Raw genomic sequence first — 20,147 nt, forward strand, 5'->3', positions numbered from 1 at the left:
TTTGTTGGTATCGGTTTTAACCTCGTAAGTGAAGGGCGCGAACCCATGGATATTTCCAGTTGGGAAGGCGTCTGCTTGGTTTATTCATCCACCGGAAAACTTGCGTTGGAACTGGCGCCGTCGGGAAGCCCGCTTGTTCTTGAAAGCAACAATTTCGGATATGAATTGCCGAAAACGAAGGACCTTTCTATGATTAACGTTCCATGGAGTGCGTTTGGTCTCTATGACGTAAGCAAGTCGCCTTCTACCGATACCCTTTGGACTGTTCAGAATGCGGCGGCCATTGAGTTGCGGTTCTACGAAAACAGCGATTTCTATGTGTATTCCATCGGCCGTTTGGGCTCTTGTGGTAACTCAGGGGCCGATGTGCCAAAGTCCAGCAGTTCTTCTATAAGCTCAAGTTCTTCTTCAAGTTCCTCTGTAAAACCTAGTTCCTCTGCGGAATCTACCGGGGAGCTCAAGGCATCTTTCCTCTGGAAGGGTGATGATACTGAAGGTCGTGTGATTACGGGTTCTCCAGAAGAATCTTCTGGCTACTGGTATAGCTATGATGACAACGCTTGGCCTAATAATGGAGACTCCAAGATTGTGTTCCCGTCAGATGTGGTAGAAGATGAATTTGGAAATTTCTTCGGCCCCTTGAACGTAAAGTACGGCGGTATTAAGGCGGATATCCAAATCGGTCCCGCTTATGAATATGGCTTTGTCGGTTTTGGTTTCAATATCTGGAGTGAGAATCAGGAAGGTGTTGACATTACGAAGTGGGAAGGCATCTGCCTGACTTACTCCTCTACAGGCCCGTTCTACATCGAGTTGGGCCCGGAGGATGAGGCCTCCTACGAGTACATTAACTATAAGGCAACGGTCCCTGCATCAGAAACCGTTACCACCGTAAATGTTCCGTGGAAAATGTACCGTATACCATGGGGTTGCCCTGGCGATTGCTCTGTGGAAGACGTTCTCGATAAGATTGCTCGAATCAAGTTAAGATTTGAAAATTCCAGTGATTTCTTGCTGAAGGAAATCGGAAGCCTTGACGCTTGCGGCAAGTAATAAAAAAAACGAACCCCACTCCTGCGAGTGGGGCTCTTTTTAAAATAAACCCTCAGTTATGATAACTGGTTCCCTGACGTTTGGGAAAGGGGTTCAAGGGGGCGAAGCCCCATTGTTCAAAATCAGGCATCCACGACACGGCAAAATACTCGAAGCTACTTTTTGTAAAAAGATAGCAGTGCCTTCGGATTTCGTTTTTCCCACCTTTTTAAGCTTTGAAGCGCGGTCAAGCCGTGACAGGGAGCCGTGGGCCTAAACTGTACCATAAGAGCGACGAGCTTTAATAATACTGTTAGATCGGGCATTGATCCGTGGGGATGCCTGGACGTAATATACCTAATTCGGGAACATAAAACAACCCAAAACCCGAGATAACTTTTTCTTACTCATTCCAAAACGGAATAGATGCGGTGCTAAAGTCATGCCGAACCACGTCACCCTGAACTTGTTTCAGGGTCGGCTATCTCGTGCCAGAGCCTCGTTTTGCGTAAGCAACGTTTCGGCATCGGCTTGTTATTCAGGATGAAAAAGCTGATGCTGACCTTCGTCAGCATGACAAGCAGGACCATACGTCAGCATGACCTTAAGCTTCTTCATCCTTGAAGGGGGTGATGAACTCTTCGCAGTAGGCTGCCACCTGTTCTCTCAGTTTGTTGCCGCGGACTTTGCCTAGTAGGAGTTCTATATCCTCCAGGGGCGCGGCCATGAAGGCTTCGGCGCTCTTGTACTTGCTGAGAATCTTAATGCGGGTCTCGTGACCTACGCCGGGCTGTTTCAGCCATTCCACTTCCAGGTCCTTCTTGCGTTTGCTACGCTGGTAGGTAATGGCGAAGCGGTGGGCTTCATCGCGGGCGTTCTGCAGTAATTTCAGGGCGGGGCTAGTACGCTGCAGCACGATGCTCTTGCGGTCATCGGGGAACACGATCTCTTCTAGACGTTTGGCCAGCCCGATGAGGGGCAGGTCCGTGTCGTGCCCCAGCTCCTTCAGGATTTGCATGGTGGCGTCCACCTGGCCCTTACCGCCGTCACATACCCACAGGTCGGGCATGGGGGTCCCTTCGTCTTCCAGGCGGCGGATACGGCGGGTCATGACTTCCCGCATGCTGGCGAAATCGTCAACGCCCTCCACCGTCTTGATAATGAACTTGCGGTAGTTTGCCTTGTCCGGCTTGCCGTTCTTGAACGCCACGAGACTTGCCACGGTGTTCGTTCCCGACAGGTGGGAAATGTCCACACATTCAATCCGGAAGGGAGTCTTTTTCAGTCCCAACACTTTTTGCAGTTCAAATACGCTCTGGTTGATTTCACTATACTTCTGCACTTCCGCGCGCATTTCCACCAGGATCATGTCGGCGTTAGCGCCAGCCAATTTCAGGAAGCCTAACTTTTCCCCGCGCTGGGGAACGTTGAAGAAGACTTTCCGTCCGGCTTTTTCCGAAAGGGCGTCGCTGAGCAGTTCCGCATCTTCGGGCAGCGTCACGTCCGTTGCGATTTCCTTCGGGATAAATTCCGCCTCGGCGTACCAGGTCAAAATCATCTGACGGAAAATTTCAGTTTCGTCATCTTCCAGTTCGCATTTCAGACGGTAATGTCTACGTCCTGTAAGTACGCCTGCGCGGTATTCCAGAATCACCGCGGCGGCCAGGCTGCCGTTCCTTCGCAGGGATACAATATCCAGGGACAGGTTGGGGTCGGACGTGTCCGTCTTGGCGTGAATGCCGGTGGACTGCAACGCCTGAATGGCGTCGCGTTTTTTAGCCGCTCCTTCGAAGTCCAAATTGGCGGCAGCCTCGTTCATCTCCTTCGTCCAGATATTGACGAGGTCGTCTCGCTTTCCTTCCAATAACAGGCGTGCCTGTAATACGTCCTTGTAATAATCTTCCTGGCTAATGAGTCCAGCGCAGGGAGCCTTGCATCGACCGATATGGTAGTTCAGGCAAGGTCTCTGGGGCGATCGAGCCGGCAGATCCATGGTGCATTCACGAATTCCGAATAGCCTCGCCGCGATGTCCTTTAGTTTGTCCACATAACGTGAACTCATGAAAGGGCCGTAGTACTGGTTGCTGTCCTTCTTTACGGATCTTGTAAGGAATAGGCGAGGGAAGGGCTCACGAACGCTGAATGCCAGGTATGGAAAATGCTTGTCGTCTTTCAGCAGCACGTTGTATTTGGGTGTGTGCTTACGGATCAGGTTCGCTTCCAGGATCAAAGCTTCCGCTTCGGTTTCAGTAATGATCCATTCAATGTCGCGGATGTAAGGCAGCATAAGGGTTGCCGCACGGTGTCCCTGGTGGTCGCTACCGTCAAAGTAGCTGCGGACGCGGTTCTTCAGGACCTTTGCCTTGCCGATGTAGATGATCTTCCCGGCGGCATTTTTCATGATGTAAACGCCGGGGCGGTCGGGCAGTTCGTCGATTCTGCGCTGGATATGTTCATTCACTGAAATCATCGAACTCCAAAATAGAAAAAAGACGGTAACATTTAGGAATTCGCTTATCGTCGTTCGCTTTTTATATTATCTTATAAGTGGATATTTTCAAAAGTATTTCAACTTATGGAGCAAAGATGAATTTTGAAAACATGAATGCCCTTTCCCAGAAGATCGAGGCGGTCCTGGGAACGGTTCGCGTCCTCAAGGAGGAAAATGCGAAACTTCGGCAGCAGCTCGGCGTGGCACACGCAGAGGTCCAGGACAAGACCATGCTGCTGGAAACTGCAAATGCAAATTTGATGGATTGCAAGGCAGCTCTTGATGCCCGTGCCAACCAGGTTAACGCTCAGGAAGATTCCATCAGCGCCAAGCAGAGTGAAATTGATTCCCTGAACGGCGTGATTTCTGAAAAGAACGGCGTCATCGATTCACTCAACGGTCAGGTTGCCGAAAAGAACGGCGTCATCGATTCCCTCAACGGTCAGGTTTCCGAAAAGAACGGCGTTATCGATTCCCTCAACGGTCAGATTTCCGAAAAGAACGGCATCATTGATTCCCTCAACGGTCAGATTTCCGAAAAGAACGGCATCATCGATTCTCTCAACGGTCAGGTTTCCGAAAAGAACGGCATCATCGACTCTCTCAACGGTCAGATCAACGACAAACTTGTTTCCCTTGCAAACATGGCGGAACAGGTCAATGCTCTCAAGAGCCAGATTGCCGTCAAGAACGATGAACTCGCTGCCAAACAGGAAGAAATCAATTCCCTGAATGGCCAGGTGGAAGGTCTTCAGAATCAGACGCAGAACCAGGCGCACGAATTTGCGGAAGCGCAGGAACAGTTCAATAACCTTCTTTCCACCATCGAGAACGAACTGGGCGAAGCTCTCCCCGTCGCTCCCCTGGAAATCAAGGACGAAGAACCTCAGGAAGATTTGCCCACGGTCGAAGTTCATGGCGCAGACGAAAATGCTGAAAAGGACGAACAAAAGTCCTCTGCTGGTCAGGAGGGCCGGCAAACAAGTTTTTTCGACTAAACTGGCTGATGGATGACGATCCATTCGGCGTAGGAAGTAAATAATGGCAGAAATCGAACCTCTCAGATCAGTAAGTATCGACGTCGCACAGGAATGCATCCAGATTCGCACGGATTTGCCCGATGCGGAACTGAAGGAAATTGGCGACTTCATTGAAGCCCGTTTTGAACGTTCCTCGAAATTCCAGATGGATACCAAGAAGCGCCTGGCCCTGCTCGCCGTGGAGCTGACCTCCGAGATTTTCGAATTGCGCAAACAGCTTCGTCGTGCCAAGGTCTATTACGACACGATGGAAAAAGACGTCAAGAACCTTTCCCTTTTGCTGGACGAGGGCATTGCCCGTGCAAAGGCCGGAGTGGATGACGACATTTAGCTAAATCGTCTAGCTAAAACGCTGGCTATTATAAAGACTACTGGAAAGGCGACTGCATACAAACTGCGGTCGCTCTTTCTTTTTTCTTACATTTGAAGTTTCTTGTAAAAAAGTATTGACACTTTACTTTGTTTGTTTTAAATTTGGGCACGAAATTTTTTTGTGGTATTCTAACACCATTGGGGGTGGGAGATTATTTCAAAAAAAGGATGCATGGAAAAGTGCTGTTTATTCATTTGTGTGTAAACTGCGGTTTTTGATGACGTCTAAATTTCATAGATATACTCCTTGATAAAAAAGCAGCTGGGCTTCGGTTCAGTTGCTTTTTTTGACGCATACCTGTTCCGTTCGTAATAAAAAAAAGGCCCCGGCTTAAAAACCGGGGCCTTTTTAATGAAAGGCTCATGTGCGAGACTGCCGATGCCGAAACGTTGCTTACGCAGCAATGGCTCTGGTACGAGATAGCTGACCCTGAAACAAGTTCAGGGTGACGTGGTTCGGCATGACGTCAGGCTTTAGTTCTGGACGCAGCGGACGTTGTAGGCGCGTTCGCCGGTAGAGCCTGCCTGGAATTCGTGAGGGCTGTCTTCTCCGTAGTTCTTCACGCGGAAGGAGGAGTATTCCCCGTCTGCCTGGATCCAGATGTAGCCCTGTTCTTCCTTGAGTCCGTATTCGGTTATGGCGTCGTCAGCCAGCTTGAAGCGGCCTCCGACCTGCCACCATTCGTGTTTGACATCGGCGTCAAGAGCGGTGACTTCGGCTTCGGTGGGCAAACGCCAGCCATCCGGACATGCTCTAAGAGCGCCTGCGTAGCTGTAGAAGCCACCGTAGGTTGCGCACATGTCGTCACCACCGGGGGCCTGGCAGAAATAGCCGCTCTTGGTTGCGTAATTGATGTTTTCTTCCATCCACATCTTGCCGGCGATGGTCTTGACCTTGTAGCTCTTCTGGTCGCGTTGGTCAATCATTTGGTTCCCACTGACCAGGGGAGGCGTGGGAATGGTGGAAGACATATTCACTTCGATAGTGGCCGCAGAGGACGTTGCCGTAGAGGTTGCGCTGTTTACCGTGGCGCTGCATTCTGCACTCCAACAGAATACACCCGTGCTGGAATAGGGCGCTACATAATCCTTGACCGGAGCCTCCACACGGACCGTATCCCTGATGAAGGTGGTATCACGGGTGCCCGTGTTCCCGGTATTGCCGCTGTTGCCGGTATCGTCGGTAACGTTGGTGTTCGGAGCGGAGGATGCCGAACTATTTACGCCTGCGTTGGTAGAACCTGCAGCGCTGGAAGTACCCACATTTGCCTGGTAGTCGTCGGAGCTAGGCTCGCTGATCGTCTCGGAACAGGCAGAAAACATGCTTACTACACCCAAAAATCCCAATAATGCAGTAATCTTTTTCATATGTGTAAATATAGTTTACAATTTTGCCTTGTATTAGAAAAAACTTTTTTACTATCTTTGAACCCACTATGACGAACGTTGAAATTTTTGATACCACTTTTGCCATGACCATTCTGGTGGTCCTGGCTCTCGTTGTCCCCACCGTTCTGCTGCTGGCCAACTGGCTGCTCCACCCCGGTAAGATCAAGAATGCCGAAATCAAGGGTACCTCCTACGAATGCGGTATCGCCCATGTTTCCGGTACTTCCAACGAACGTTATCCTGTTAAGTATTATATGGTTGCTATGCTGTTCCTGGTGTTCGACCTGGAAGTGGCATTCCTCTATCCCTGGACCATCCAGTTCCTCGTAGGTGACTGGAGCCTCCTGTTCGTCCTCCTCGGATTCCTCGTGATCCTGGAAGCTGGCTATATCTACCTCATGAAGAAGGGCGTCCTCAACTGGACTCGTGTCCAGGACTAATCCTTCGGTAGACATCCAAAGATTATTCTATCTCAAAAATGGACGGTCGCAGGTTCTTTCCCGCGGCCGTCTCTTTTTTATTCATGATTTCTTAAAAGGCTTGTCTGATGTAGACTGTCATTCCCAGGTGGTCGAAGTCCACCCAGCTGAATTCGCCGCGGGCGTAGAGCTGTTCCTTTTTATTGAGAATCAGCATGCCGCCAAAACCTACGGAGCGGTGCCACTTGTTGCGCATCAGCTCGCTGAAGTGATCACCTGTCTTTCCGCCTTCGAAGAAGATGTCTCCGGCCAGACGCCACCCCAGGTACTTGCGTAATTCAGCCTGCAGGATCATGGCCTGCCTATCCCTAAAGTACAGGCTCTCGACGCCTCGGAAACGTTTTGTTCCATCGGGGCCCGCCAGCATGTCGAAGGGCACGTCGCCTCCGGAGCGCTGCCAGAGGGCGCCGACTGCCATGGAGGTTCCCCAGAACAGGTACGTGTATCCGCGAAGGTCCAGCGTCTCCATGTCGAAGCTGTAGTCTCCCAGATGGTCGCTGTAGAACATCTGCTGCCATTGGGCCAGGAATCCGTGACGAGTCCAGTTGGTATTGTCCCGAGTGTCGAAGGCCAGCAGGTAGCCTGCACCGTTGCGCCAGCCCGAGTGGGCATCCGCGGGAGGTGTTACTTTATCTGTGCTTTTCCCGCCCTTGTTTTCGTCGGGGGAGTCGAACTTGATGTGGGAATGCTCGATGTGCAGCTCCGCGCCGTACTTGAACTGCTTGGGGACGCCGACCTTCGAGTCTATTTCCGCGCCGAAGTAAAACCTCTCACGGTCGAAATTGATGTATTCGTCAATATCCGGATTGTTGCCCATCCCGAAGTAGCTGGCAACCCAATTCTGGTAGCGGAAATCCAGCCAGCCGCTTACCTGATCGTGATGCAGGTAGAAGTATGGCGTCAGCTGGAATTGGTACTGCCCGCGGGTTGAGCCTGAGGCCATGAAATCAATTTCGGGAACCTTCCCGTTCTGTTCGTCCGGCTTCAGGAAGACAATCGCCATGGCGCCATACTGAAGTTCCGTCTCCTCGCTATATCCAAGGACGGGCAGTGCCGTAAATCTCTGGAAGTCCTCGGTCCCGAAGGACTGGGACGCAACAGCGGCGGCAACAAGCAGGCTTTTGGAAAACGAGCGCATGATTCCTTAATATAGTAATCAAAAAAACGCCTGCTTTTTGCAAGGCACAGGCTTGTGCCGACGAACTATTTGGGATATTTTGTTTGTACGGTAATTTGACAGGCGTTTCGGTAAAATTCTATCTTGTCCGTATCTAGAAGGAGTAGATATGGATTTCAAGAAACTTTTTGGCGCGGGCGTGGTCGCCTCCCTGGCCTTGATGGCCGGCTGTGGAGATGATTCCTCCAGTGCGCCTCAGGAATCCGCAAGGGAGCCGGTTGTTGACACCCTTTATGTTTTTTCCAAGGATACTGTTGTCCTGAACAATGTGGATACCCTGGTCCTGAATCATGTGGACACGGTAGTGGTTCGCGATACGGTCGTTAACCTGGATACCCTGATCCTGAATAACAAGGACACGGTGGTGGTTCGCGATACCCTTATGGGCCTTAATGGTGAAAGCTGCTCGGCAGAAGATACCGTAAGCAATGCCGGGGTAACGGGCTACAACATTACCTGCGGCACCAAGCGCGTGGGTACCCTGTGGAACGGCAAGGACGGTCAGGATGGTCTAAACGGATCTTCCGCTTACGAGCAGGCTGTGGCTGCCGGCTATGTGGGTACCGAAGAAGAATGGGAAACCACCATCGCCAAGCGCATTAACCAGGATCATTTCGTGGACTTCCGCGATGGTCACGAATACAGAACCGTGAAGGTTGGCGATCAGGTTTGGATGGCAGAAAACCTGAACTACAGATACCTGCAGGAAACGGAAGACTTCGACTCCTCCAGCTTCTGCCTGAATGGTCTTCCCGAAAATTGCGACAAGTATGGCCGCCTGTATTTCTATTCCGCCGCGATTGATTCCGCCGGCGTGTTGGACGATGTTGAATACGTATGTGGCAACGGTCTCTCCTGCGAAGACGAAATGCCGGAAATGGTCAGAGGTATCTGCCCCGAAGGTTGGCACCTGCCGGATACTACGGAGTTCCGCCAGCTGGTGAACTTCGTGGATGCAAGCGACAACCAGTTCAAGGATGTCGCCGGCCTCAAGTCCGCCTACGGCTGGATCTACAGGGAAACTCATATTGCAGGCCAGAAGGTCATCTACGGCGGTAACGGTACGGACATCTATGGCTACGAGGCATATCCCGCTGGTCACGGAAGCCTGGATCTTGGCGCTACCCTCAAGTACGAAAACGAAGGTACGGATGGCTTCTTCTGGACGTTCAATCCCGAAGTGGATGATCCGACCAAGGCCCATCAGGTTCGCTTTACCCAGTACTACGGCATCTTCGGGGCCATGGCCAAGAGCGACGCCGCTTCTATCCGTTGCGTCAAGGATCCCGTAAAGGTTCCTGGCGAAGATGACGAGGATGAAGAATAACCCTCTGCCGTAAGAAAAATAAAACTAGACGGGAGCCGCAAAAACGGTTCCCGTTTTCTGTTTAACAAGCTATATTTGCGGCGAGTACGGTGGTGTTTTTATGAGTGATAACGTCAAGACTGGGATACTCGCTGTAGAGGACCCTTTCTATATCGAACAGAACATTGTTCCCATGAACGATAGAGGCATTTTCCGCCCCTATCCTCTGGAAGACGGTATCAACGCATTCCTGAAACCGCTTGTAAAGAAGGAACGATTCGACAAGTACATTTCCTTCCAGTTTGACTATCAGAAAATTAGTGGCCGTATCGTCTACGAAAAGAAGGACTACAGCCATCTGGTCTCTGCGTTCTCTGTCAAGTTCTTCCCTAAGGAAGACGAGTACGACGAAAATGACCTGCAGGAAGTATGCCGCCTGCTGTCCCTGAAACTTCAGGGATTGATCCAGGTGAAAATCTCCAACAAGAAGCTGATCAGTTTCATCAAGGGTGTGGAACTCAAGTCCAAGACTCCCAAGAAGCAGGACTTTACTTTCCACAAGCTTTTCGAACATGCCGCCAATACCGCCCAGGAATCCCTGCAGAAGTATATGGACGACCATTTTGATTTCTGGTTCGCCTGTGGCGAAAACGAAGCCGCAGAATGCAACGCAGTCTACGGCGACGCTGAACCAGAATACTAACCTTCACGGGTGATGGAGTCCTGGTCGCTGTCATAGCGGCCGTTAAAAAAGGCTTCGTTAATGTTGCTGATGAACATGGACCAGTTTTACATCGGGAACGCTCTTCCAAATGAGAGAGAGTACCTGGGTGTTATCGTTTTGAGTTTACGAACAATAAAGTCGATACGATATAGTGAGTATGAAAGAACTGTTCCAGATCAAAGATTACATCAGAATTTCTTCTACAGACTATTTGGCTGAATTTAAGGATAAGCTTATCCATTTCGAGAAGCCCTCTCGTGATGTTAAGTATTGGTCTAGAAATTGCCATTCCCATGATGCCGATATTTTCCGAAAGTTTCTGGATGGAGTGAACCTGCAGATTCATAGTAACGAGCTGACCGTGGAGCTGCCGAAGGAATTGGTGGGTCAAATTGATGATGCCGAGAAGATGGTCCAGTTCATTCCGCTCCCTCAAAAGATTCTGGATTGTTATAAAATAACCGTGCAGGTAGTCCCTGATTCCGTTCGTTGGAAAGCGGAAGGTCGCTGCATTAAAATCCAGTTTTCTACTCAGGTTTCCCTGGATAGCCCTATCACTCGTTTTGAAGAAAAGGAATTGAGGCGTGGTGTCTGGTGCTGTGCTACCAATGCCCTAAAAGTCGTCAGAGAGATTATGCTGGACCCTGATAACGTGGAATATTTTTCCGCCGCTCATGACAGCTATCTTATCAGGAAGTCAATGGATGAATCGGTTCAGCGTCGAAAATTCTATTTGATGTACCACGATTATGCTCGCCCGACTGAACGTGGCTTGGAATCTGTGGCAAAAAACTTTTCATCTGGGATTGTGTTTCCCGAGGAAATGGATTTCCCCTTAGGGGGTAAAGGTTATCGATTTGAAAAGCATCCGTACAGCTATTCTCCCTATGTCCGTTTTAGCGGCTACCGTATTGATGCCTACGGATCCTTTAAATCTGGTGAGGATGCCCGGCTTTATTTGCAGTCTCTGGAAGTTGCCTTGCGCATGAGTCTGGACGCTGTTGATGCCCATCAGGAAGGTCGGCTGGATTTGCAATTTGAAATTCACGAAGGAACTTTCACGTTTTTCGTCGATGAACGTGAATTGAAAACTTCCAAAATTGCGGAATTGAAAAAAGAACTTCGCTTCCGTGCAGAAAACATCCGGTCCATTCTTGAATTCCTGACAAAGGAACTGGAAGTCGAAAAGACTCCCGAGAAGAGTATGGAAGAAATACTTTTGGACTACATCTTCTATAAAATCTGGCTGGATCCGTTATCCTATACTGACGACTCGGTGGGTCCGTTCCGAAAATATGCGTTACAGCTGGTGTAAACAGAAAAGGTCCCCTGAAAAGGGGGCCTTTGGGGCTGTTATGCAGCCATGAGCATGGTCTGGATTTCGCCGGACAGCTGCTGCGGCAGCATATGAGATGTCCTTTTCAGAATGTTTCGGATTCCGACAGTGGTGTAGCCAGTCTGTCTGGCCACATCGTTAATGGGACTTTTAACCCCGCGGACCATAGCGTTATAGAACAGTCTGGCTACAGACCATTCGGTAGAGTTCGGGTCCAGAGCTTCCAGCACTTTTTCGAGACTGTCCTTAAAATAGACCTGACTAGAATCTTCTGCGGGAGCTTCCAGAGATTCTGCCAGATCACCGTTATCGATGACATAGCGTTCACTGTGGGTAGCGTTATTTCTCTTCAGAGTCATGAATGCAAACCTGATTTTCGCATTAATGAATGTCATAATGCTGGAGCCGGTGAAATCGTAGAGTTTCATAGCGTCGTATGCGGCCAGCACACCTTCGGACACACAGTCATCCTTCAGATCGTAACCCAGAGCGTAGTCGTAGCAGATTCTGTGGGCGTGGAATCTGGAGATTTTAGTGATTTCCTCCAGATGGTTAGTGATGAACTCTGCGCCGGCTTCCAGATTACCTTCCTGAAACTTCTTAACCAGAGAGAGATCGGTGAGAGTCATCTTATCGTTCATGTTGTTCTTCTTAGCCATTGTGTTTTCTCCTATTTAAAAATCAGCAAAAAGTCGCGGGTGAAAAGTTTATCGTTTCGAGGAACGAAAAAGTAAAGTGGAAAAATGGGGCCGGCGAGAGTTCAAAAAATCGAAGGCCGGAAAATCGAAAGGGGCGAGGCGCGGAAACATCGAAAGGCCAGGGTTTCGATTTTTTAAAAACGTATGTATGGGAAATTTTTTTAGAAAATAGAGCGCGGGGCTATTTAATCATTCTGATGAAATAAAAAATACATTTTTCAAGTGCTGGTCAGATGTCACAATATGACATTTTCAAAAGCGGCAACAGAGAGAAGAATAGGTTCCCTGAAAAGGGTTCCTATTATATATGAGTACCTAGATTTAAAAAGTATTACATTTATATATATAGATGCGATAAATAGGTAAAAGAGGAATCGCTATGGCTTTTGAACCTAAAACTGGATTGTCCAAATCTAAATACACCAACTTTTGCAAGTGTCCCAAGAATCTTTGGTTGAACACCTATCGTCCTGATCTGGCTGAAATTTCGGCGTCGGCGCAAAAACGTTTTGAAATCGGAAATCAGGTGGGTGACCTGGCCATGAAAATTTTCGGCGACTTCGTGGAAGTGACTACCTATGTTGACAATTCTCCGGAAAAAGGCCTTGACTATTCTGCCATGATCCAGAAGACCAAGGAATGCTTGGCTAATAATGTACAGAATATCTGCGAAGCATCTTTTAGTTATGAAGGTTGCTACTGTGCCGTGGATATTTTGCGTAAGACAGAAATTGGCTACGAAATTTATGAAGTAAAAAGCTCCAGTGACAGTAAGGACGAAATGTCAAAGATGCAGTGCTATGCCCAGGACATTGCTCTGCAGAAATATGTTTTGGAACATTGCGGCATTCATGTGGTTGGAACCTATCTGGTTCGCATCAATCATGAATATGTTCTGGAAGGTGATCTTGACGTAAAGCGCCTTTTTAGTATTAAGGATATGTCCGAATACGTGGCCAGTGAATATGCGCACATTGAGGAAAATATCCAGAAAGCCCGCCAGACTCTTTCCTCCGAGACGGAACCACAGGTTCCTATCAGCAAAAGCTGCTCAAGCCCTTATGACTGCAATTTTTGGGGGTACTGTACAAGCCAAATGCCCAAACCCTCGGTCCTTGATTTGTACGATGACCGCAGGGGAGTGCGTTGGCAGTGTATTCAGCAGGGAAGGTATGAGTTTTCTGAACTTAGGAATGAACGCTTGAACGATGTCCAGCGCATGATTGTCGATTGTACTATTGAAAATCGGGAACATATTGACAAACATCAGCTTCAGGAATTTATAAGTGGGCTGACCTATCCCTTGTATTTCTTTGATTTTGAATCAGTGCAGCCGACCGTTCCTGTGTTCCAGAATACCCGCCCTTATCAGCAGATTCCCTTCCAGTATTCGCTGCATATCCAGAATGAACCTGGTGCAGCTCCTACTCATAAGGAATTTCTGGCGGAGTCCGGGGAAAATCCCTTGCGAAAGATTGCCGAAAGCATCTGTCGGGATATACCGAGGGATGCTTGCGTGGTGGCGTATAACATGAATTTTGAAAAGGCCCGCCTTAAGGAACTGGCCTCCATGTTCCCGGACCTGTCGGAACATTTGATGAATATCCACGACCATATTAAGGATTTGCTGGAACCGTTCAAGAAGGGCTTTTGCTACATGCCTGCCATGAACAATTCCTTCTCCATCAAGTCGGTGCTGCCTGCCCTTTTCCCCAATGATCCGGAATTGGACTACCATAACCTTGACGGAGTCCACAATGGCGTGGAGGCTTCGGATATTTTCCTGAAAATCAAGGATATGAGTCCTGAAGACGCCGCCCGTACTAGGCAAAATCTCCTGGATTATTGTGGCCTAGATACTTTTGCCCTTGTAAAAGTACTAGACAAATTGTGGGAGATTTCCGATAAGAGAGTATAATCTCTTTGAGGGGCTAAGTTTCCGCAATATTGAAATTCAAATCCTTGGTCTAGGACAAGAATCTCGAGGTTTTAGGGCGCAAACAATGATGCGAAGCTTTAATCTTGTAAATGAAAACAAGGGCGTTTTATGTGGCCAAACGGTTGATCATGCTCTAGCGCATTCTGATGGATATGTGCGTGTGGCTGTTGATTTTATACTGCGGCATCTAGAAAGCTAGAAGTGAAACTCTGTCACCCCCGACCTGATCGGGGGGGGGGCTCTTTTATTCGGGGATAAAATAAAGCAACGCATGTTCTAATATGCGCTGCAATGTAGAGATCGTGCTTGAGATCGGCAAGGTTAGAATATTTTGTTTGACATTTTATTATCTCCGTTACGATAATAAGATGCTTTAAAACATTAGGAGATGAAATTATGACCGAAGCGCAGTATAAAAGTGCAATCGCGACTGTTGGTAAGTGGGCTTTTTTGCAGGCCTACGAACTCGTGAAGAATTGGAATGGTGAAGACAAGCCGGGGCTTGTGCGACGTGTTTTCAATTTGGGACAAGACCGGGATGAAGCCTGGTCTCAAGCTCGAGTGAACGGCATTCTAAGAATCATTGATGGCGAAATGGACCGTAGGGCCCTGGAAGAAATTCGTGATTCCACATATGTGAACAATCAGCATCCTGAAGCTCACGATATGGCCGAAGCCTTGATTCAGAGATACTTTTAGTTATATAAGTTTATTTCATTGTAAGGATCAGTAGTTCCATACCTTCGTTATTGGCAGATCACTCGTTGATTCCTGAAATCAATGAGGATCTTGAAATGGTTCAGGAGGGCTCCGCCCAGGACTCCTCCAATTCCTTGGAGTCCGTTACGAACGTGTTGCGGCGGCAGGCATAGCTCTGTGATGTAGGTTTTGCCTGCGAAAGTAACGGGGACGTTGTAGGCGGGGGATTCAAGGCGACCGAGCATGGGGTTGTAATCCTTGACGTAACGGGTGGGGCCTGCTGTCAAAATTTCAGGAGGAATCCAGGATTCGTCTACGTAGGAGTGGGGTGCTCCTGTGTCAAAAATGAAGACGTGTTCCTTGCCGTTGGCAGTCATTTCCATTCGGATCGAGTTGTTGATGAGACGGTAATTTACCGCGGTCCCCTCAAAGGCGATGGGGTTTGTATCTATGTAGAGCTTTTTCCCGGGCAGATCAATAAGGATATCGTAGTCGCACAGACGGGGATAACCACGAACTTCGGCAATAACATGGCCAACATTCTCGAAAACATTGGAGTTGATCATGTGTTTCGGGTATTCGGACAGGGGGCAACCTGTGTCCAGCAGAACTTTCCTGCCGTTTTCCACAAAAACAACATTTCCATTAGCGTCTAATAAATCGTAAGTATTCATAAATTGCCTCGCGTGGTACGAATCGCTCAAAAAATGGGGCCTTTGGGGCTGTTATGCAGCCATGAGCATGGTCTGGATTTCGCCGGACAGCTGCTGCGGCAGCATATGAGATGTCCTTTTCAGAATGTTTCGGATTCCGACAGTGGTGTAGCCGGTCTGTTCCGCCACATAGTTAATGGGGCTTTTAACCCCGCGGACCATGGCGTTATAGAACAGTCTGGCTACAGACCATTCGGTAGAGTTCGGGTCCAGAGCTTCCAGCACTTTTTCGAGACTGTCCTTAAAATAGACCTGACTAGAATCTTCTGCGGGAGCTTCCAGAGATTCTGCCAGATCACCGTTATCGATGACATAGCGTTCACTGTGGGTAGCGTTATTTCTCTTCAGAGTCATGAATGCAAACCTGATTTTCGCATTAATGAATGTCATAATGCTGGAGCCGGTGAAATCGTAGAGTTTCATAGCGTCGTATGCGGCCAGCACACCTTCGGTATGCCAAAGCGGAATAAATGAGAGAAAGAATCGTGAGGAAATGCTTTGGTAAATTGGCCTTTTTTGTTTGTTTTGGCCGTTTTTGCCTTGAAATTTCTCTCATTTAGGTGGAAAATTATGTGCTGATGAATTTTGCCGTTTTTTCGCTAAATTTGCCGATTTGCGTTAAGACGTGCATTTTTCTCTCACGAAATTGAAATTTACTGAAAAGCCCTTGAATGGGCTTTTTTTGTTTGTTTTAGGCGTTTTGAATGTCTGTTGAATTTAGGGGGTGAGGAAATTTCAAGAGGAACACTTTTTTACTTGAATCGGTTTCGTGAGAGAAAATTTAATGTTAAAAAATCGCAGAAAACTTAACATAAAAGCCCGGGTTGAAACCTTGGCTTTGTTAATGTATATTTTGTGATAAGGACGAAATGTTGATTACAGAGTATTCTCTTTTTGGGAAGTAGACGTCCATTCGGTTTAGGCCGATCTCTGACACCATCAACAAAATGGCCACGGGTGGAACCGTGGCTTTTCTTATTGTTACTTGGTTTGAGTTTCTTTTTTTCGTTTGAGTAGCTGGCTGTATTCTTCGATGGTTGGAACCTGGAGTGTTCCTTTGCCGTATGGATTGGGTGATCTCATGTTTGGGCAGCCTGTTCCAAGGTTCTTTGATGTCTGGTATTTCTTGACCATTTCTTTTACTTCGAAGGCGTTGAAGGGATATTCAAAGCGTTCAAAGCCATAGAAGCTGAGGACGGTGCCGATGGCTGGGTCTTTAAATGTGAGGTCTTTTTTTTGCTTTGCCAGGTCTGCCGTTTTCTTGAGGAGCAAGGGCAGCAGGAGTTCTAGCTGGGCGGTTTCTTCGGTGTTCTGGGGTTTGCTTGCGCTGAAGTCCTTCCAGTTCCTGAGGGCTGCTTTCCAATCGGCCAGAGGAATGCCGTTCTTCATTTTCCAGCCGCTCATGGCATAGTAGTTGTAGAATCGCTTGGCGCAGTCTTCGGATCGTCCGATGCTCAGGGCGTATTCGATGGCTTCTGCTTCGCTTGAAGGCTTATTCCCGGAATTTGTGCGGGTGTTCTTGCCGCTTCTCTTGACACTTACCGCGCAGTAGTCGTCCTTGATGCCATCGGAGTCCTCTGAATGGCAGATGAAGGTGATCCTTACGGTGAGGCTTCGGCCTGTTTCCTTGCCGTTGTCCAGCTCGAATAGGATGAGGCGGTCGCCTGTTGTGTAAAGGCGGTCCACCTTGTAGATTATAAAGGTAAGCTCGCCGTTTAGAAGGGCTTCAAATTCCCTTTTCTTGACTTTCAAGATGTGTTCCATGGTGGTTATCTCCTGATATATTGCCAGGATTGAGGGGCCCTTTTTGCGTCAAAGTCTTTAAGGCGAAGGCTTTCGTCGAAGATTTCCGCTTCTTCGATAAACCAGCCGTAAAGAGTTCCGTCGCCCTTGTATTCCTGGATTTTTTCAACGGAAAGGCAGGCGTATTCTGCCAGGTTGTCCGTAATTTCGGTAAGTTCCCGAATGTCGCTTACGGTCATTTTGCCGGTAACGCTCTTTGTGTCGGTGTTGTACAGATAGACGGTTATTTCATCGTTCGTGGAGACTGGAGCCGTCTTGCGAAGCTCGACGGTCTTTTCCCCGCTGAAGATCATGTCGGCATACTTGCCGTGAATGCTCATGAGTATTTCTGCCGTAGTTTTTGCCTTTTCTTGTTAAAAAAGACCGCCTAAACGGTCTTTGGATTGTCATAGTTTTTCGAGTAGAGATTTGACTATCTCGGTGAATATTTTATAGTAGTGGTGGTTATCTTGCTCCTTTGCACTCCGTTCTGCTCTTTCGAGGTGGATTGCAACAGACTTCGTGAAGTTTCTAAGAAGGTTGAGTTCCGTGTTGATCTCGGATAAACCTTTTTCTTTTTTCGGTAAAACAACATTGTACAGGTCAATGTACTTTTCGGCAAGGACTCTCTCCCAACGGGTCTTGTAAGCACCATCCTTGAGCATTTGGGCCGCGTTCGATACCATTTGGCTGTGATCCTGCGCGAGTAGTCGTTTTTCCTTGTTGATGCGGTTGATTTGATCCTGCTCTGCCTGGGAAATTGCCGGGGTTATTGGGGTGGTGCCGTGAAGCTCCGCCTCAACCTCGGCAAAAATCTGATCCAAACGAGCTAATTCTTCATCAGATTTGATCTGTTTCATTTTCCCTGTTTTTCATTTCGTTGCAGTTGGCCTTGTAAAGCTCTGCGCCCAAGCGCTTGATTTCGTTTAGGTGATTGTCCTTTTCAATGAGGAGTCTGTTCACATCGATAAGGTTCTTGTGGTTTTCCTCTTTCCATTGTTCGGCTTCCTGCTTGTAACGGATTGCGACTTCTTTCCAGTTTACACCGTCATCCTGGCACAAATCTTGCGGGGGGGGGGTAAAAATTTTCTGGAGTGTTTCAAAAGCGGATTTTGCCTTATGGAAAAGCTCGCTTTCATGGGCATTATTGAGCGCCATTCGTTCATGCAGTTTCAGGGCGTAACGGATAAGAGTCTGTTCGAAGAGGGTGTGTCCTTCTTCCTTTGCCAGCTGCTTGAGCTTTTTTCTGTTGAGTTCAATATTCATGGTTGTTTTCCTTTCCGTAGTTCACGGATCGTCTGTTTGAGTTGGAGTATGGTGTTGTGTTGCTGCTTACGGATGCTTTCGCTTTCGTTTAGCTTTCTCTGGAGGTTCCTAAACCCCGTTTTAAGGGTCTTGAAGCTTGCCGAAAGGTCTGTAAAAAGCCGCTTGTACTTCTGGATTTCTTCCTGGTAGTCGTTCATGGAGAACCTACAGAAGGGCGTTGACCTTGGCGGCGATGTCGAACATCCGTTCTTCAAGGTATTCGCCGGGGCATTCCTTGGCGGCGAACCACTTATGAAGCGTCATGTTCTGCTTGAGTTCACCGTCTTCGTCCACCTTGCCCATGAGTTTCTTGTCGTGGCTCCAGCGGAGTTTCTTGATGTAGTTCCTTTTGCAGATGTCGGCCACCAGGTAGATGAGGCTTGCGTAGGCTTCGTCGGTCACGGCGTAGGGTACCTTGGTGTCGCTTGCCACCTCGATGGTCACCGCCCTGTGATCATTGGCGGCGTTGGAGCTGCACCAGCTGCGGTCGGTTTCAGAGACATAGAGGCCGATGCGACCGTCGGGGCCGATACCGTAGTTGCTGGATGCCTTGCGACTCTTATCTGCAAAGAGCTTGCCCAGTGCTTCGACACTCGACTGACCCACCACGATGTGGATGGTGATCGTATCGATTTCGTGATTTCGCGGAGAGGTCCTGCTTGGGCTTATGTTGGTGTGTGATACCAGGGGACTGTTGGACATTTGTTCCTCCATTAGATTGTTAGCAGGAGATAGAGGGTCAGGACGATCATTCCAACAAAGGAAATGCAGTAAATGAACATCCAGGCCTTGATGAAAAAGTTCTGAATCTTTTGGCGCGTTTCCTTGGTCATGCTGCGTATGCTGAAATGAGTCTTTTCCCGTTGAACCTCTTGATGGTTGCACCCTTGTTGTCAAGCCACTGCATCCTTACGAGGGTCTTGTTGTGGTTGTAAAGGTCGCCCTGATCGTCGTCGAGGTTGCTGTAGTGGGAGCCTGCAAAGAACTTGACGGAGTAGTAAACTGCGTTCCTCTTGACCTTGCCCATGCCTGCATTTTCAAGCATTTCAAGCAGGAGAAGGTCTGCGTATTTCTTGCTGAGGAATCCGTGGTAGTTTACATCGTGGATAAGCCAAGCCAGGGCGGTCTTCGTGTCGCCAATCTTCGGGATGAAGGGGTTCACGATGGAGGGACCTGAACGGAAGTCAGTGAAGAATCCGGGCATGATGTCATAGACAAGAGTTCCGGGAATGTTCTTGGCCTGGATTTCGATGTGGAGCTTGTTCTTGATGCTGTAAAGCTCGGTGTTCTTGGTGTACTTTTCCCAGGTGGGGATGTCCGGGCGGTAATAAAGATTCATGGTTGTCCTTTGAAAAAGAAATGGCCTCCGGCAGCGGTATATGTGTTGTGTGTTGTGTGGTGAAAGGAGAAATGCTGCCATCGGCCCAGGGAGATTAGTTGAGGTGCAGGGGCTCGAACCCTGCCGTGCGCGTCCACTCTACCGCGCCGTGTCCACTGCAACCCCGAAAGACCTAAAAGGTCACTGTTATAGAAAGGATTGCCGCCGCCACCCAGTAGATGACCTTGCGGGCATCGTGGTCCACGATTCCATAGACCAGGGCCGCCAAAAGGTCAAGGATGATCAGCAGCAGGGGGAAAAGCTGGGATTTAGTCACTAGCCCTTCT

The 20,147-nt window shown here is 48.6% G+C and carries 22 protein-coding genes; 9 read left to right on the plus strand and 13 right to left on the minus strand.

Annotation, left to right across the window (positions count from 1 at the left end; all coding sequences use genetic code 11):
- The first annotated feature begins 45 nt into the window (after window positions 1-45).
- Window positions 46-1,053 (plus strand): hypothetical protein, encoded by a 1,008-nt coding sequence (locus tag BGX12_RS02060; RefSeq protein ID WP_109734435.1) that lies wholly within the window; start codon window positions 46-48, stop codon window positions 1,051-1,053.
- A 583-nt stretch (window positions 1,054-1,636) separates the two neighbouring features.
- Here BGX12_RS02060 and uvrC read toward each other — a convergent pair.
- On the minus strand, window positions 1,637-3,502 hold the full coding sequence (uvrC, locus tag BGX12_RS02065; protein WP_109734436.1) for an excinuclease ABC subunit UvrC: 1,866 nt from the start codon (window positions 3,500-3,502) through the stop codon (window positions 1,637-1,639).
- A gap of 116 nt (window positions 3,503-3,618) precedes the next feature.
- On the opposite strand from uvrC, the gene BGX12_RS02070 reads away from it, so the two are divergent.
- Window positions 3,619-4,521: a glycosyl transferase family 2 gene (locus tag BGX12_RS02070; protein WP_109734437.1), complete on the plus strand. Its 903-nt coding sequence runs from the start codon at window positions 3,619-3,621 to the stop codon at window positions 4,519-4,521.
- 43 nt (window positions 4,522-4,564) lie between these two features.
- Window positions 4,565-4,894, plus strand: coding sequence for a hypothetical protein (locus BGX12_RS02075; protein WP_109734438.1), 330 nt, complete (start codon window positions 4,565-4,567; stop codon window positions 4,892-4,894).
- 515 nt (window positions 4,895-5,409) lie between these two features.
- Here BGX12_RS02075 and BGX12_RS02080 read toward each other — a convergent pair.
- Entirely contained in the window at window positions 5,410-6,303 is an 894-nt protein-coding gene (locus tag BGX12_RS02080) for an FISUMP domain-containing protein (protein ID WP_109734439.1), read from the minus strand.
- Window positions 6,304-6,371: 68 nt separating this feature from the next.
- Here BGX12_RS02080 and BGX12_RS02085 point away from each other — a divergent pair, with 68 nt between their 5' ends.
- Complete coding sequence (locus BGX12_RS02085; protein ID WP_109734440.1) at window positions 6,372-6,764, plus strand: NADH-quinone oxidoreductase subunit A; 393 nt, start codon at window positions 6,372-6,374, stop codon at window positions 6,762-6,764.
- Between the two features lie 91 nt (window positions 6,765-6,855).
- Here BGX12_RS02085 and BGX12_RS02090 read toward each other — a convergent pair whose 3' ends face one another.
- On the minus strand, window positions 6,856-7,941 hold the full coding sequence (locus tag BGX12_RS02090; protein ID WP_109734441.1) for a BamA/TamA family outer membrane protein: 1,086 nt from the start codon (window positions 7,939-7,941) through the stop codon (window positions 6,856-6,858).
- 148 nt (window positions 7,942-8,089) lie between these two features.
- Between BGX12_RS02090 and BGX12_RS02095 the strand changes: the two genes are divergently transcribed.
- The 3 genes from BGX12_RS02095 (at window position 8,090) to BGX12_RS02105 (ending at window position 11,325) form a co-directional block, all read left to right on the plus strand.
- Window positions 8,090-9,307, plus strand: a complete 1,218-nt coding sequence (locus BGX12_RS02095; RefSeq protein ID WP_109734442.1) for an FISUMP domain-containing protein — start codon at window positions 8,090-8,092, stop codon at window positions 9,305-9,307.
- Between the two features lie 100 nt (window positions 9,308-9,407).
- A complete protein-coding gene (locus BGX12_RS02100; RefSeq protein ID WP_109734443.1) occupies window positions 9,408-9,989 on the plus strand; it encodes a hypothetical protein in 582 nt (193 codons plus the stop codon).
- A gap of 178 nt (window positions 9,990-10,167) precedes the next feature.
- Complete coding sequence (locus BGX12_RS02105; protein WP_109734444.1) at window positions 10,168-11,325, plus strand: hypothetical protein; 1,158 nt, start codon at window positions 10,168-10,170, stop codon at window positions 11,323-11,325.
- A 38-nt stretch (window positions 11,326-11,363) separates the two neighbouring features.
- Here the strand turns inward: BGX12_RS02105 and BGX12_RS02110 are convergent, their stop codons facing one another.
- On the minus strand, window positions 11,364-12,005 hold the full coding sequence (locus tag BGX12_RS02110) for a sigma-70 family RNA polymerase sigma factor (RefSeq protein WP_109734445.1): 642 nt from the start codon (window positions 12,003-12,005) through the stop codon (window positions 11,364-11,366).
- 418 nt (window positions 12,006-12,423) lie between these two features.
- Here BGX12_RS02110 and BGX12_RS02120 point away from each other — a divergent pair, with 418 nt between their 5' ends.
- Both BGX12_RS02120 and BGX12_RS02125 read left to right on the plus strand, forming a co-directional pair.
- Complete coding sequence (locus tag BGX12_RS02120; RefSeq protein WP_109734447.1) at window positions 12,424-13,962, plus strand: DUF2779 domain-containing protein; 1,539 nt, start codon at window positions 12,424-12,426, stop codon at window positions 13,960-13,962.
- A gap of 417 nt (window positions 13,963-14,379) precedes the next feature.
- The gene (locus tag BGX12_RS02125; RefSeq protein WP_109734448.1) at window positions 14,380-14,682 is read left to right on the plus strand and encodes a hypothetical protein; all 303 of its coding nucleotides are present in this window, start codon (window positions 14,380-14,382) and stop codon (window positions 14,680-14,682) included.
- A gap of 47 nt (window positions 14,683-14,729) precedes the next feature.
- Here BGX12_RS02125 and BGX12_RS02130 read toward each other — a convergent pair whose 3' ends face one another.
- From BGX12_RS02130 to BGX12_RS15430, 9 genes are all read right to left on the minus strand, one after another.
- The gene (locus BGX12_RS02130) at window positions 14,730-15,356 is read right to left on the minus strand and encodes a hypothetical protein (RefSeq protein WP_109734449.1); all 627 of its coding nucleotides are present in this window, start codon (window positions 15,354-15,356) and stop codon (window positions 14,730-14,732) included.
- Window positions 15,357-15,407: 51 nt separating this feature from the next.
- Window positions 15,408-15,818, minus strand: a complete 411-nt coding sequence (locus BGX12_RS02135; RefSeq protein ID WP_146196222.1) for a hypothetical protein — start codon at window positions 15,816-15,818, stop codon at window positions 15,408-15,410.
- Between the two features lie 558 nt (window positions 15,819-16,376).
- Complete coding sequence (locus tag BGX12_RS02140; protein WP_109734451.1) at window positions 16,377-17,159, minus strand: DUF3850 domain-containing protein; 783 nt, start codon at window positions 17,157-17,159, stop codon at window positions 16,377-16,379.
- A 5-nt stretch (window positions 17,160-17,164) separates the two neighbouring features.
- The gene (locus BGX12_RS02145; protein WP_109734452.1) at window positions 17,165-17,518 is read right to left on the minus strand and encodes an ASCH domain-containing protein; all 354 of its coding nucleotides are present in this window, start codon (window positions 17,516-17,518) and stop codon (window positions 17,165-17,167) included.
- 66 nt (window positions 17,519-17,584) lie between these two features.
- The gene (locus BGX12_RS02150; protein ID WP_109734453.1) at window positions 17,585-18,037 is read right to left on the minus strand and encodes a hypothetical protein; all 453 of its coding nucleotides are present in this window, start codon (window positions 18,035-18,037) and stop codon (window positions 17,585-17,587) included.
- Window positions 18,018-18,443, minus strand: coding sequence for a hypothetical protein (locus tag BGX12_RS02155; RefSeq protein WP_109734454.1), 426 nt, complete (start codon window positions 18,441-18,443; stop codon window positions 18,018-18,020). Before BGX12_RS02155 ends, BGX12_RS02150 begins: the two co-directional genes overlap by 20 nt.
- A 204-nt stretch (window positions 18,444-18,647) precedes the next feature.
- Window positions 18,648-19,184, minus strand: a complete 537-nt coding sequence (locus tag BGX12_RS02165) for a peptidoglycan recognition family protein (protein WP_109734456.1) — start codon at window positions 19,182-19,184, stop codon at window positions 18,648-18,650.
- 127 nt (window positions 19,185-19,311) lie between these two features.
- The gene (locus BGX12_RS02170) at window positions 19,312-19,821 is read right to left on the minus strand and encodes a DUF1353 domain-containing protein (RefSeq protein WP_158278141.1); all 510 of its coding nucleotides are present in this window, start codon (window positions 19,819-19,821) and stop codon (window positions 19,312-19,314) included.
- Between the two features lie 172 nt (window positions 19,822-19,993).
- On the minus strand, window positions 19,994-20,137 hold the full coding sequence (locus BGX12_RS15430; RefSeq protein ID WP_158278142.1) for a hypothetical protein: 144 nt from the start codon (window positions 20,135-20,137) through the stop codon (window positions 19,994-19,996).
- Between the last annotated feature and the right edge of the window lie 10 nt (window positions 20,138-20,147).

It is taken from the genome of Fibrobacter sp. UWR4, assembly GCF_003149045.1.
In the GTDB taxonomy this organism is placed as follows: domain Bacteria; phylum Fibrobacterota; class Fibrobacteria; order Fibrobacterales; family Fibrobacteraceae; genus Fibrobacter.